Origin of the sequence: Ruegeria sp. B32, from assembly GCF_025141855.1 — a bacterium.
GTDB lineage: Bacteria > Pseudomonadota > Alphaproteobacteria > Rhodobacterales > Rhodobacteraceae > Ruegeria > Ruegeria arenilitoris.
Genome location: NZ_CP081106.1, coordinates 869,940 through 882,749, shown reverse-complemented (window position 1 = coordinate 882,749; position 12,810 = coordinate 869,940). Strand labels below are relative to the sequence as shown.

Below are 12,810 nucleotides of genomic sequence, written 5' to 3'. Positions count from 1 at the left end.
AACAGTTCTGCAACAGATCGGCAAAACCCTGCTTACTGGCACTTAAACGTCTGCATCAAAAGGAAAAAGGGCCGCCTTTCGGCGACCCTGTGAGTGGATATTGTTACCGCGATCAGTTGGCCTGACGGCGCAGGAAAGCCGGAATTTCGATACGTTCCTGCTCGGGATCGACCTCTTCATGCGAGGGTGCCGTAGCGTCAGTCTGGCGCATCGCAGGCTGTTGCCGGGCCGGTTGAGCGGGGGTATCCGGGGCGTGCCCAGTCATCCGGTCGATCAAACGGTTGAACCCGAACCGCGGCCGTTCCTCGGCGGTGGGCTGGCGCTGCGGCGCCGGTTCCTGCGGGCGCGACGCGGTCAGACGTTGGGCCGATGTCGGTACGTTCTGAACAGCTGCCTGCAGCCGCTCCAGCGCGGCAGGCGAAGGCGTTCCAGGGGTATGCGGCACCTGTTGCGGCTGATAACTTTCGGCCGGGCGTTCGACCGGCTCAGGCTGCGGATCGAACTCGGAGCTGCGTGGCTGATAGGCCGGAGGAGGCAGCCCGTCGTCATCGTCCTCGACAGCCTCATCCGCGCCTTGACCGAATTGCAAAGTCGTGTGCGAAGGCTCTTCGGCCGCTTCAAACAGTGACGGTTCGCGCGGAGCTTCGGGCTGCGGAGCCGGTTCAGCAACTTCCGCCGCGACCGGAGCCGGCTGTGCTGCTTCTTCTTCCGCCGATACGGTACGGGTCAGAGGAGCGGACATGGACCGGCGCGGAGCCGGCGCCTCGGAGCCGCTTTCGCTGGCATCGATGCCGGTTGCCACGACCGAGACGCGCATCTTGCCTTCCATCTCGGGATCCAGCGTCGAGCCGACGATGATGTTGGCCTCGGGGTCCACTTCCTCGCGGATGCGGTTGGCGGCCTCGTCCAGTTCGAACAGGGTCAGGTCATGGCTGCCAGTGATGTTGATCAATACGCCCTTGGCGCCCTTGAGGCTGATTTCGTCCAGCAGCGGGTTGGCGATGGCCTTTTCCGCAGCCTGGATGGCTCGATCTTCGCCCTCGGCCTCGCCTGTACCCATCATGGCTTTGCCCATCTCGTCCATCACCGCGCGGACGTCGGCGAAGTCGAGGTTGATGAGGCCCGGACGCACCATCAGGTCGGTTACGCCCTTGACGCCCTGATACAGCACGTCATCGGCCATCGAGAAGGCCTCGGTGAACGTGGTCTTTTCGTTGGCCAGACGGAACAGGTTCTGGTTGGGGATGATGATCAGCGTATCGACGACCTTCTGCAGCGCCTCGACACCGTCTTCGGCCTGACGCATGCGCTTGGCGCCTTCGAACTGGAACGGTTTGGTCACCACGCCCACGGTCAGCACACCCAGTTCACGCGCAGCCTGCGCGATGATCGGAGCGGCGCCGGTGCCGGTGCCCCCGCCCATGCCGGCGGTGATGAAGCACATATGCGCGCCGGCCAGGTGATCGACGATCTGTTCGATGCTTTCTTCGGCGGCGGCGGCGCCGACCGATGCGCGGGCGCCTGCGCCCAGCCCTTCGGTCACCTTGATGCCCAGCTGCACCCGCGCCGACGAGCGGCTTTGCTGCAGTGCCTGCGCGTCCGTGTTGGCTACCACGAAGTCAACGCCGTCGAGTTGTTTTTCAATCATGTTGTTGACGGCGTTTCCACCTGCACCGCCTACGCCAAATACCGTAATCCGAGGCTTGAGTTCGTCGTGCCCGGGCATCGAAAGATTCAATGTCATGCTCTGTCCGCCTGTATTTATGATCCCGCAAAGCGGTGTTTTTCTTGCCTATCCGCTTGTGATTCTACCTTTCCAAACGTCAAACGTCACGCCAAAAATCGCGTGAATCCACAAAATATGGAAGAAATAAGGCGGTTTTTCGCGGCATTTCGCCCGACTGCGCAAATCTAGCGGTTCGGGGCGGACAGACCACCACACACGCGAATACCCCCAGCCTGATTTGGCGGGTGCGATGCTGGACATCCTGTTCAAACTGCGGCTGACTGCTCGGGTCCTGCCGACGAGCCTCTGACGGGCCTTGTCGATATTCTGAGGGATAAATCCCTGCACCGCAACCGGAATTTTCAGCTGATGGGAACGGAAGGACAATCCAGGCCGTCGTCCGAAAACCCGCTGACTTCCTGGATTTCGCCATCTCCCAGCCGCGCGATCCTGACCAGCAACCGCCCATCATGCTCGAATGGCCACCAGCATACCGGGCCGGGCTCGGTGTCATAGAGGAAGCACAGTTTGCCGTCAGGCGTCGTGATCTGGCCATAGACACAGCCCTCGCCCTCTCGCCGCCAGACCGAGCGGGTTGGGCTGAGGAACTCCTCGGTGCCCACAAGCATACCGCTGGTCAATTCGTGGAACGTGACGGTTTTCCCGACCACCGCGTCCAGGAATGCTTCGGGCGAGATACGGGTCTGCGCGACAGCCGCAGCCGGAACCCAGGCTGCGCAAAACACCGCAGCCCGGAGCAGGAACCTACCAGTTGTCACGGAACCAGCGCACGGCACGCTTGAATGGCCGTGCTGCGTAGGTATCGACCGGGATTTCAAAGTCCCACCATTCATCCTGCGGATGCGCCGCAAACAGCGCAAGACCAACCGCCGACGAGAACCCCGGGCCTGTCGCAGATTGCGGCAACCCATGCACACGCAGCGGTCGGCCCAGACGCACCCGCTGACCTAGTATCCGGCTGGCCAGCCCATCCAGACCGGGGATCTGACTGGCTCCACCGGTCAAAACGATCTGTTGGCTTGGCATATGTTCGAACCCTGCAGCGTCCAGCCGAACGCGGACTTCCTCGAGGATTTCCTCGACTCGCGGGCGCATGATGCCGATCAGCTCGGCACGGCTGACGGTACGCCGGTCGTGTTCCCAATCCCCAGTGTCGCCGCCAATGTCGATCATGTCGCGGTCATCGGCTCCGGTGGCGTGAACCCCGCCATTGAAGGTCTTGATCCGCTCGGCGACCGAGGCGGACACACCAAGCCCCATAGAGATGTCACTGGTGACGTGATCCCCGCCCATGCGGACACTGTCGGCATAGATCATGTGCTTTTTGATGAAGATCGAAACGCCGGTGGACCCACCGCCCATGTCGATACAGGCCGCTCCAAGTTCCTGTTCGTCTTCTACCAGCGCAGAAATCCCCGACACATAGGCCGAGTTCGCGATGCCAGCCAATTCCAGGTCGCACCGCTTGACGCAACGAACGATGTTCTGAATCGCAACCGCATCGACCGTCAACATGTGCATGTCGACCGCAAGCGTCTGCCCCATCTGCCCCCGCGGGTCGATCAAGCCAGATCGGTTGTCCAGAGCGAAGTTCACAGGTTGTGCATGCAGCACCTCGCGCCCTGACCCATAGTCCGGGACATCGCACGCGTTCAGGACACGACCGATCTCGGCCTCGGTCACCAGCTGACCGTCCAGATCCACCTGCGCATCCAGCCCATAAGACCGAGGGTTTGCCCCCGAGAAACAGGCGATCACATGGTCTACCCGGATATCGGCCATCTTCTGAGCAGCCTGCAGCGCGGTGCGGATGGCGCGCTCGGTTTCCTGCATGGCCGTGATCTCACCAAAGCGCACCCCGCGCGATCGGGTCGTCGCCGCACCGATCACCCGGAACCCGGTCTGCCCGGCCATGGACCCGATCGAGTTGTCCTCGCTGAGCCGCGCCGACCCATCAAAACGCAGCACAAGACAGGCGATCTTGGAACTTCCGACATCCAGGATCGCAACGACACCGCGTTGCATGGCCTGTCTGCGCATCTGGCGCATTGCGCGTTGAGACTGATAGAGATCCGTCATCATCGTATTACTGCCCGTTACCCATAGTCACTTTTGTATTCCACCAGTCTGCGCTGGCGGCTTCTGTCATCCGAATGGTCGGCCGCGCCCCTATGCGCATGTCGACCACGGCAACATCCCGTTCCAAAAGGTCCTGCACCTCGTTCACCGCCAGTACACGCTCGAGCGCGCGCACCGGACGTTCCGTCGGCAGCATGACCCGTTGGCCTCGGTCCAGAACCAGGTCCCAGCGCCGCTCGCCGACGCGGACCAGACCGCGCACCCGGCTGCCTAGGCTGCGAGCGGTGGCCAGAAGCTCAAGTGCCTCGGCCACATGCAGATCTGCACCCTGACCGGCAATCAGCGGAAGATCGGAGCGCTCGGTCCGAGCCGCGATCTCAGCCACGTGGGTGCCCGTTTCGTCCAACAGCTGGATGCCTTCACGGGTGCGCCAGACGATCACGGGCTGACGTTCGACAACATCGACCTGCAGAATGCCGCCCGGACGGATCCGCACGGTTGCCGATTTGACCGGATCCAAGCCGGTGATCGTGTCCCGGATTTGCTCGACATCCAGATCCCAGGAACTGAGCGGGAAGTCCAAAGGCACGACTTCGCGGATGTCATCAGCAAGGCCGGCCCCCGCCCCGTCGATCGCCATGAGCTTGACCATGAATTCAGGACGCTCCTGGAACGACGTGATCAAGTTGTCCACCTGCGCCCGAACCGCTTCTCGCCGCTCTTCGGCCGCGAAGTAGAGCCCAACGGTCGCCACGACCGCGCAGAGCGGCACACCGATCTTGACCCCCAGCCGGATTCCCGGCGTCAGCATCCATCGCTGGAACCGATAACTGAACCGCGACGGTGCCGGGTCCGCACGCCCCTTGCCTCGACGGAAGAACCGACCACCGCGCAACCGCAATTTGGGCTCAGCACGTTCGGCATCGGCATCCGCAGACTGGAACTCGGCATCAAGGCCGGACAGAGGCTTGGCGCGGTGGATCACCGGCGCACGTGTGGCGGTCAGCGGTCGCATGAGGCATCCTCGACCATCCAGGCGCAGAGCTGACCGAAGGTCATGCCCAGATGCGCGGCTTGTTCAGGCACCAGCGAGGTGGGGGTCATACCCGGCTGGGTGTTGGTCTCCAATAGGAACAAGCCCTCTTCACCCCGAGCCTCGTCCCAGCGGTAGTCAGTGCGGCTGACGCCCCGGCACCCCAGAACCTGGTGGGCGCGCAGGGCATAATCCATGCACAGCTCGAAGATCCGCGGCGGAATGTCGGCGGGCAGCACGTGGCGCGATCCGCCGGGCTTGTATTTGGCGTCGTAGTCGTACCAGCCGTCGGTCAGGATCTCGGTCACGGTCAGGGCGCGGTCGCCCATCACGGTCACCGTCAACTCGCGCCCGGCCACGTACTGTTCGACCATGACCTGTTCGGGCATGTCATCTGACAGCTGCGGCGGGCCGTTCGACCCTTCGAACACAAGGTAGATCCCGACGCTGGAACCTTCGTTGTTGGGCTTGACCACATACGGCGCGGGCATGATGTGCCCCGCCATCACGTCCGATTTCGGAACGATCGCGCTGTCGGCTACAGGCAGTCCGGCCGCGCGAAAAACCTCTTTGCTGCGTTGCTTGTCCATGGCCAGCGCCGAGGCCAACACGCCGGAATGCGTGTAGGGCATCCTCAGCCACTCCAGCAGACCCTGCACGCAACCGTCCTCGCCCCAGCGGCCATGCAACGCGTTGAAGACCACGTCGGGTTTGATGTCCTGCAAACGCGCACAAAGGTCTGGACCGGCGTCCAATTCGACGACCTCGATCCCTTCTCCCACAAGGGCGGCTGCGCATTCGCGCCCGCTGCTGAGAGACACCTCGCGCTCCGCCGAGGGGCCACCCATCAATACCGCCACTTTGGGGTTTGTCCTGCTCGACCTACCCACGTTCGTGCGCCTCAATGTCCCCGGACCTTATCTGGTGGTCCGTATTTCGTTATGCCTTTGATCCGTCGCCTGAATTTGCCTGTTTTGGTCTGACGGTCGGGGCTTTAATCTGTCAGCGGATCACCGACCCGCATGATTTCCCACTCTAGCGTGATCCCGCTTGTTTCGTAAACCTTTTTTCGCACCTCTTCGCCCAGCCCTTCAAGGTCGGCGGCGGTGGCGTTTCCGGTGTTGATCAGGAAATTCGAATGCTTGGGGCTCATCTGTGCGCCCCCGCGCCGGGCGCCGCGCATTCCGGCGTCGTCGATCACCTTCCAGGCCTTCAGGTCGTGCACATCGTCTGCCCGCCCGGTCGAGGAAAACCCGGCCGGATTGCGGAAGGTCGACCCGGCGCTGCGGTCCTTGGTGGGCTGGGTCTCGTCTCGCTTTTTCAGCTGCGCCTCCATCCGGGCGTGCAGGTCGGCCGGGTCACCCGCCGGGCCCTGGAACGTGGCCGACACCAGCACCGCACCCTCGGGCAGGTCGGATTGACGATAGCGGAAGTTCAGATCGGCGGGCATCAGTTCGACCACCTCGCCCTGCCGGGTGACGATGGTAGCCGATTGCAGAACATCCGCCGTATAGCTGCCATAGCACCCGGCGTTCATCCGCACGGCCCCACCGATGGAACCGGGGATGGTGCGCAGAAAGGTGAGGTCCACCCCCGCATCCGCCGCCTTGCGCGCCACATGCGCATCCAGCGCGGCGGCCCCCGCGGTGACGGTGGTGTCGTCGACCGCGATGCCGTTGAAGCCGCGCCCCAGCCGGATCACAACGGCCCGCAAGCCCCCGTCGCGCACGATCAGGTTCGAGCCGACGCCCATGGGAAACACCGGCACCTCGGCCGGAAGATGGTGCAGGAAAGCTTGCAAATCCTCAAGGTCAGCCGGCTGAAACAGATAATCCGCCGGGCCGCCGACTCGCAGCCATGTGAGGTCGTTCAGTGGTCGGTTCGCCGTCAGGCGGCCTTGAGGCGTTGGCAAAGTGGTCATTGAGGCTAGATCGCGGATTCGGCGGGGCGTGGCAAGCCCGTTCCAAGCCGCAGGGTCAAATCCGCCGCCGCAGCCACCGCCCAAGGTAGATCACCGGCCATCGCAGCACTGACATGCCGGCGGCCAGAACGAACAGGCCAACCCACGGGCCGTTTTCGTAGGTGACATAACCCAAGATCGGAATGCCCACCGCGATCAGCGCATAGGCGCGGGTCCAGTGGTTGTCCTTGCTGGGGATCATGGCCAGCACATTGGCGGCGACGCCCCAAAGGGCGGCAAGGGCGATAGACCAGCTCATTGCCCCACCTCGCGGCCCGACCATTTGCGCCAGTAAAACCGGATTGGGTTGCGGAACATCGATACGAACCCGGCAAAGGCCAGCGCTCCGATCAGCCAGCCATGTACCACACCCAGCCAGACGATCAGAACCGGCGCGCAGATCAGCAGCACGATGCCCGGCGGGAATTGCAGGCGCATCGGCAACAGCGCCACGACAGTGGCGCAGATCACCCAAAGGGCGGCAAAGATGACGGAATAATCCATGGTTCTCTCCGCAAATGAGTCACGCACCAGGGCAGCGACACATCCGCAAGTTGTGCACCCAAATGCCTGCTAACGTCAAACGGCTTGTTTTACCTTCAGCCGGTCAGGCAGCGCATTGGCCCAGGCACTGATGGTGCCAGCGCCCAAGCAGACGACCATGTCGCCAGGCCGGGCCTGTTCGCGGACCAGACGCTCCAGGTCGCCTTCGTCCAGCAGCGCGCGTGCGTGGCGGTGGCCGTGACGGATCAGGCCCTGCACCAGATCGTCGCGGCTGGCACCTTCGATCGGGTCCTCACCGGCCGAGAAGACCTCGGCAATGGCCACGACATCGGCATCGTTGAAACAGGCGCAGAAATCGTCGAACAGGTTGGACAGGCGCGAATAGCGGTGCGGCTGGTGCACGGCGATCACGCGGCCTTCGGTCGCCTGACGCGCAGCCTTGAGCACCGCCGCGATTTCCACCGGGTGGTGGCCGTAGTCGTCGATGATGGTGACGCCGTTCACCTCGCCAACCTTGGTAAAGCGGCGATTGACGCCACCGAAATTGGCCAGCGCGTCGCGGATTTCAGCGGTCTTCATGCCCAGATGACGTGCCACGGCGACCGCCGACAGCGCGTTCGAGACGTTGTGATCGCCCGGCATCGGGAGGGTGCAACCCTCGATCACTGTATCCTCGTATTGCAGGTGGATGTCGAAATGCGCGATGCCGCCCTTGTAGGTCAGGTTGACCGCGCGCACGTCAGCCTGGGCGTTGAACCCATAGGTGCGCACGCGGCGATCGGTGATGCGGCCCACCAGCGCCTGAACCTCGGCATGGTCGGTGCAGCACACCGCCAGACCGTAGAACGGGATGTTCGAGACGAAATCATGAAAGCCCCCGCGCAGGCGGTCGAAATCACCCCAATGCTCCATGTGCTCGGGGTCGATATTGGTGACGATGGCGATGGTCGCGGGCAGCCGGTTGAACGAGCCGTCGGACTCGTCGGCCTCGACCACCATCCACTCGCCCTGCCCCATCCGCGCGTTCGAGCCGTAGGCATGGATCACGCCGCCGTTGATCACGGTCGGGTCGAAATCGCCCGCCACCATCAGCTCGGCCATCATGGTGGTGGTGGTGGTCTTGCCGTGGGTACCGGCGATGGCGATGTTGGATTTAAGCCGCATCAGCTCGGCCAGCATGTCGGCACGGCGCACCACCGGCAGGCCCAGCGCACGGGCGCCGTCCAGTTCAGGGTTGCCCGGCTTGATCGCGGTCGAAACGACCACGACGGCCGCATTATCGAGGTTTTCAGCCCGCTGACCCACAAAGATCTCGGCCCCCAGCGACGCCAGACGGTCGGTGATCTTCGAGGCTTTCAGATCGGATCCCTGCACCTGGTACCCAAGGTTCAGCAGCACCTCGGCGATGCCCGACATCCCGATGCCGCCGATGCCCACGAAATGGATCGGTCCGACATCCTGCGGCAGTTTGGTTGCTGGATTCATGGGGTCTCCTTCTGCGCCAGCTGTTCGACAAGGGCCACCAGACGCTCGGTCGCGTCGGGCGCCCCGACCGACAGGGCGGCATGGGCCATTTTCTGTGCGGCTTCGGGGTTGGTCAGAACCAGTGCGATTTGCTCGGTCAGGGCGGGAACGTCAAGCGCATTTTCGGGGATCATGATCGCACCACCCGCCTGCACCAGCCCGCGCGCATTGGCGGTCTGGTGATCGCCCGCGGCGGCGCCGAAGGGGATCAGGATCGAAGGCCGCCCGATCACCGAGATGTCGGCCACGCTGGACGCGCCCGAGCGGCTGATCACCAATTGCGCCTCGGACATGCGGCGGGGGACGTCGTGGAAAAAGGGCTGGACCTCGGCCAGAATCCCGTGGTCGGCGTAGAAGGCGGTGACCCGCTCGGCATCCTCTTCGCGCGCCTGATGCGAAACACGGATATACTGGCGCAGGCTCTCGGGCAGAGCAGCGATGGCGCCGGGCACCACATCGCTGAGGATGCGGGCGCCTTGGCTGCCGCCCATCACCAGCACCGACATCGGATAATCTCCGGGCGGGATATAGGGCGCGGCCGCGCGTTCCAGAACGGCGGCCCGCACCGGGTTGCCGGTGTGGATGCCATGGGCGCCTTCGGGCAGGTCGGTGGGCCAGACACCGCAGGCCACATGCGCGACCCGGGTGGCGAACAGCTGGTTCACGCGCCCCAGAACGCCGTTCTGTTCGTGAATCATGCGGGGCAGACGCAGCATCACCGCCGCGCTCAGCGCCGGGATCGACGGATAGCCACCGAACCCCACCACCACGTCCGGCCTGTCGCGCAGCAACTGGGCCGTCATCCCGGCAACTCCGGCTGCGATTCGGGGACCAGCCAGCGCCTTGGCCGCCAGCCCGCCGCGGGCGAAAGTGGCCGAGGAGACCTCGACGATCTCGGTGGAATGCGGGAAACCGCCGGTATAGCGCGCGCCGCGCGCGTCGGTGGACAGGCGCACGCGCCAACCCTTGTTCAGCATCGCCTCAGCCAGCGCCTGGGCGGGGAACATGTGGCCCCCGGTTCCGCCAGCCGCGATCAGCAAATAAGGGTTCGTCATCAGCCTCGTCCGCGTAGAATGTCGCCCAGCTCGCCCTGGGGCCGCGACCGCGTGAACGCCAGCAGCATCCCCAACGCAATACCACCCGCAATCAACGACGAGCCGCCGTAGCTGACGAAAGGCAGCGTCATGCCCTTGGCCGGCAGCAGGCGCACCGCGACGCCCATGTTGATCATCGCCTGCACACCGAACATGCAAGCCAGCCCCGTGCCCGCCAACCGGGTGAACATGTCACGCTCGCGCATCAGGCGCAGCAGGGACCGTACCACGATGATTGAATAAAGCGCGATGATGATCAGCACTAGGATCAGGCCGTATTCTTCGGCCGCGACGGCGATGATGAAATCGGTATGTGCATCGGGCAGCGACCATTTCACCTGCCCCTCGCCAACCCCAACGCCAAACAGCCCGCCCTCGCGGATTGCGTTGGTAGCATAGCCCAACTGGGTCGTCGGATCGACCTCTTGATTCAGGAAACCATCGATGCGCCGGGCGAAGTGTTCAGAATTGGCGTAGGCGAACATGCCACCCAAGACGACCGCTCCGGCCATTCCCAGCAGCAGGAACATCGGTGCACCCGCCACGAAATACATCACGCCCCAGCCGAACAGGATCAGACAGGCCTGACCGAAATCAGGCTGCATCACCAACATGCCAACGATCGACATACAAAGCGCAAACGACCACAACCGCCCCGGCGGGCCATTGATCTCCTGCGCTGCGGCCAGCAGCCAGGCGGCCACGACGATAAAGCCGGGCTTCAGAAACTCGGACGGTTGCAGCGAGGCGAAGCCCAGCGAATACCAACGCACCGCACCCTTGCCGAAATCGGTTCCGAAGACCGGCAGAAAGGCCAGCGCAACAAATGAGGCCAGAAATCCCAGCACCGCCAACCGACGCACCAAGGTGGGTGACATCATCGAGGTCAGCATCATCGCGATCAGCGCCAACACACCGAAAAGGGCCTGACGCTCGACATAGTGAAACGGATCGAAACCGTTGCGCTGCGCAAGCGGCGGCGACGAGGCCAGCCCCAACAGAAGCCCGATCGCAAAAAGGATCAGCACGCAGGACATCGTCCAGCGGTCAATCGTCCGCCACCATTTCGGAAGGATCGGTTCACCGCGCTGGTCCTGGACCGCGCCATACACCATCTCAGTCATGAGATACCGCCACTATCTGCCTCGTTACCGTCCCGTTTTCGGGATCTGTTTGAGAGTCTACAGGGAAAATGCCCCTCAGGCCAGCCTCTTCCTCTTGTCATTGGCGTCAATCCGCGCCAAGGGCGAGGGATGCGATTTGACACGATCATACTGGGCGCCGGAGCCGCCGGCATGATGTGCGCCGCCCATTGCGGCGGGCGTGTGCTGGTGATTGATCACGCCAAGGCGCCGGGGGAAAAGATCCGCATCTCGGGCGGAGGGCGGTGCAACTTCACCAACCTCTACGCCGGACCACAGAACTTCCTGTCGCAGAACCCGCATTTCTGCAAATCGGCCCTGGCGCGGTACACGCAATGGGATTTCATCGACCTTGTGGGCCGTCACGGCATCGCATGGCATGAAAAGACGCTGGGGCAGCTGTTCTGCGACGGCTCATCGAAGCAGATCATCGCCATGCTGCTGGCCGAGATGGACCGCGCGGGCGCAGAGCTGTGGTTGCACACGTCGCTGCGCGATCTGCGCAAGACCGAAGCCGGCTTTGAACTGGTGGTCGAGCGCGAGGGTGCGCGATATGACCTGAGCTGTGCCAACGTGGTTTTGGCCACCGGCGGAAAATCCATCCCCAAGATGGGTGCGACCGGGCTGGCCTATGACATCGCCGCGCAGTTCGGATTGCACGTCACCGAGACCCGCGCCGCTTTGGTGCCGTTCACCTTCCCCGATGGGCGGTTCAAAGATTTGTCCGGTGTTTCCGTCCCCGCGCGACTGTCGAACGATCGCACGAGTTTCGACGAGGCGCTGCTGTTCACCCATCGCGGCCTGAGCGGTCCGGCTGTGCTGCAACTGTCCTCATATTGGCGCGAGGGCGAGGCGACCCGGATCAACCTGATCCCCGAACTGCCCCTTTTCGACCTTCTGCGCGAACGGCGGCAAAGCGCAGGCCGCAAGGCCCTGACCACCGAACTCGCGCGCTACCTGCCCGCCCGCTTGGTCGAGTTTCTGAGCGCCCAGATCCCGATGCGTGGCAACCTGGCCGATCAGTCGGATGCGGCGCTGCAGGCGCTGACCGATGCGCTGAGTGACTGGGCACTGACCCCCTCGGGCACCGAAGGGTACCGCACCGCCGAGGTCACCTTGGGCGGCATCGACACGGACAGCCTGTCGTCGAAAACGATGGAGGCCAGGGATGTCCCCGGCCTCTATGCGATTGGAGAAGCGGTGGATGTCACCGGATGGCTGGGCGGATACAATTTCCAGTGGGCGTGGTCCTCGGGTCACGCCGCCGGAATTGCGATCGCCGGTCGCCTTTAGCCTACGACGTTGTAGCCGCGGCCGCGCATGCAGTTGCGGACGATGACTTCCTGCTTCTGGGTGTTTTGCAGAGCGCTGGCTCCTGCCCCCACCAGTGCGCCGGCTACGGCCGCACGGCCCAGATCGCTTGCGCTGTCGTCGATGATGGCTTTGGTGCCCGCAGCACCCGCCGCGCCAATGGCCGCCGCGCCAGCGGTATTGCTGTCGATCGTGCCCTGCTGCCGCGCCACGGCCTGACACTGCGCCAGGTCTGCGTTGTAGTTCGGGCTGACGGGCCCATCCACAATGGGCTGGTAGTTCGCGCCTGTGTTCGTGCAGGCCCCTGCCACCAGGATGGCCGGCAGGATCATTGAAAGCTTGCGGTTCAGCATGGTCTTAACCTCGTGTTGAATTCCTAGGGTAACAAAATCATTAATTCTGGTGCGTCAAGCTGA

13 protein-coding genes are annotated in these 12,810 nt (G+C 63.5%); 1 reads left to right on the top strand and 12 read right to left on the bottom strand.

Annotated elements, in window-relative coordinates:
- Positions 1-112: 112 nt before the first annotated feature.
- From ftsZ to ftsW, 11 genes are all read right to left on the bottom strand, one after another.
- Positions 113-1,744, bottom strand: a complete 1,632-nt coding sequence (gene ftsZ / locus K3752_RS04615) for a cell division protein FtsZ (RefSeq protein ID WP_260065230.1) — start codon at positions 1,742-1,744, stop codon at positions 113-115.
- A 344-nt stretch (positions 1,745-2,088) separates the two neighbouring features.
- Positions 2,089-2,472, bottom strand: a complete 384-nt coding sequence (locus K3752_RS04610; protein ID WP_260065228.1) for a hypothetical protein — start codon at positions 2,470-2,472, stop codon at positions 2,089-2,091.
- Between the two features lie 19 nt (positions 2,473-2,491).
- On the bottom strand, positions 2,492-3,826 hold the full coding sequence (ftsA, locus tag K3752_RS04605; protein ID WP_170340546.1) for a cell division protein FtsA: 1,335 nt from the start codon (positions 3,824-3,826) through the stop codon (positions 2,492-2,494).
- 7 nt (positions 3,827-3,833) lie between these two features.
- Positions 3,834-4,841: a cell division protein FtsQ/DivIB gene (locus tag K3752_RS04600; protein WP_260065226.1), complete on the bottom strand. Its 1,008-nt coding sequence runs from the start codon at positions 4,839-4,841 to the stop codon at positions 3,834-3,836.
- The gene (locus tag K3752_RS04595; RefSeq protein ID WP_260065224.1) at positions 4,829-5,749 is read right to left on the bottom strand and encodes a D-alanine--D-alanine ligase; all 921 of its coding nucleotides are present in this window, start codon (positions 5,747-5,749) and stop codon (positions 4,829-4,831) included. The genes K3752_RS04600 and K3752_RS04595 overlap by 13 nt, the downstream gene beginning before the upstream one ends.
- Positions 5,750-5,853: 104 nt before the next feature.
- Positions 5,854-6,780, bottom strand: a complete 927-nt coding sequence (gene murB, locus K3752_RS04590; protein ID WP_260065222.1) for a UDP-N-acetylmuramate dehydrogenase — start codon at positions 6,778-6,780, stop codon at positions 5,854-5,856.
- Positions 6,781-6,835: 55 nt separating this feature from the next.
- Entirely contained in the window at positions 6,836-7,078 is a 243-nt protein-coding gene (locus K3752_RS04585; protein WP_170357288.1) for a DUF2484 family protein, read from the bottom strand.
- On the bottom strand, positions 7,075-7,323 hold the full coding sequence (locus K3752_RS04580; RefSeq protein ID WP_170357287.1) for a DUF2484 family protein: 249 nt from the start codon (positions 7,321-7,323) through the stop codon (positions 7,075-7,077). The genes K3752_RS04585 and K3752_RS04580 overlap by 4 nt, the downstream gene beginning before the upstream one ends.
- Positions 7,324-7,398: 75 nt before the next feature.
- Positions 7,399-8,808 (bottom strand): UDP-N-acetylmuramate--L-alanine ligase, encoded by a 1,410-nt coding sequence (murC, locus tag K3752_RS04575; RefSeq protein ID WP_260065220.1) that lies wholly within the window; start codon positions 8,806-8,808, stop codon positions 7,399-7,401.
- Positions 8,805-9,902, bottom strand: coding sequence for a UDP-N-acetylglucosamine--N-acetylmuramyl-(pentapeptide) pyrophosphoryl-undecaprenol N-acetylglucosamine transferase (locus tag K3752_RS04570; protein ID WP_260065219.1), 1,098 nt, complete (start codon positions 9,900-9,902; stop codon positions 8,805-8,807). Before K3752_RS04570 ends, murC begins: the two co-directional genes overlap by 4 nt.
- The gene (ftsW, locus tag K3752_RS04565; RefSeq protein ID WP_170357284.1) at positions 9,902-11,065 is read right to left on the bottom strand and encodes a putative lipid II flippase FtsW; all 1,164 of its coding nucleotides are present in this window, start codon (positions 11,063-11,065) and stop codon (positions 9,902-9,904) included. Before ftsW ends, K3752_RS04570 begins: the two co-directional genes overlap by 1 nt.
- A 129-nt stretch (positions 11,066-11,194) precedes the next feature.
- Between ftsW and K3752_RS04560 the strand changes: the two genes are divergently transcribed.
- On the top strand, positions 11,195-12,376 hold the full coding sequence (locus K3752_RS04560; RefSeq protein WP_260065216.1) for an NAD(P)/FAD-dependent oxidoreductase: 1,182 nt from the start codon (positions 11,195-11,197) through the stop codon (positions 12,374-12,376).
- Here the strand turns inward: K3752_RS04560 and K3752_RS04555 are convergent.
- Entirely contained in the window at positions 12,373-12,747 is a 375-nt protein-coding gene (locus K3752_RS04555; protein WP_093964839.1) for a glycine zipper family protein, read from the bottom strand. The genes K3752_RS04560 and K3752_RS04555 overlap by 4 nt on opposite strands.
- Positions 12,748-12,810: the final 63 nt, after the last annotated feature.

Coding starts and splice junctions, on each gene's coding strand:
- ftsZ (WP_260065230.1), bottom strand. CDS start 1,744: ATGACATTGAATCTTTCGATGCCCGGGCACGACGAACTCAAGCCTCGG.
- ftsA (WP_170340546.1), bottom strand. CDS start 3,826: ATGACGGATCTCTATCAGTCTCAACGCGCAATGCGCCAGATGCGCAGA.
- K3752_RS04600 (WP_260065226.1), bottom strand. CDS start 4,841: ATGCGACCGCTGACCGCCACACGTGCGCCGGTGATCCACCGCGCCAAG.
- murB (WP_260065222.1), bottom strand. CDS start 6,780: ATGACCACTTTGCCAACGCCTCAAGGCCGCCTGACGGCGAACCGACCA.
- K3752_RS04585 (WP_170357288.1), bottom strand. CDS start 7,078: ATGAGCTGGTCTATCGCCCTTGCCGCCCTTTGGGGCGTCGCCGCCAAT.
- K3752_RS04580 (WP_170357287.1), bottom strand. CDS start 7,323: ATGGATTATTCCGTCATCTTTGCCGCCCTTTGGGTGATCTGCGCCACT.
- murC (WP_260065220.1), bottom strand. CDS start 8,808: ATGAATCCAGCAACCAAACTGCCGCAGGATGTCGGACCGATCCATTTC.
- K3752_RS04570 (WP_260065219.1), bottom strand. CDS start 9,902: ATGACGAACCCTTATTTGCTGATCGCGGCTGGCGGAACCGGGGGCCAC.
- ftsW (WP_170357284.1), bottom strand. CDS start 11,065: ATGACTGAGATGGTGTATGGCGCGGTCCAGGACCAGCGCGGTGAACCG.
- K3752_RS04560 (WP_260065216.1), top strand. CDS start 11,195: ATGCGATTTGACACGATCATACTGGGCGCCGGAGCCGCCGGCATGATG.
- K3752_RS04555 (WP_093964839.1), bottom strand. CDS start 12,747: ATGCTGAACCGCAAGCTTTCAATGATCCTGCCGGCCATCCTGGTGGCA.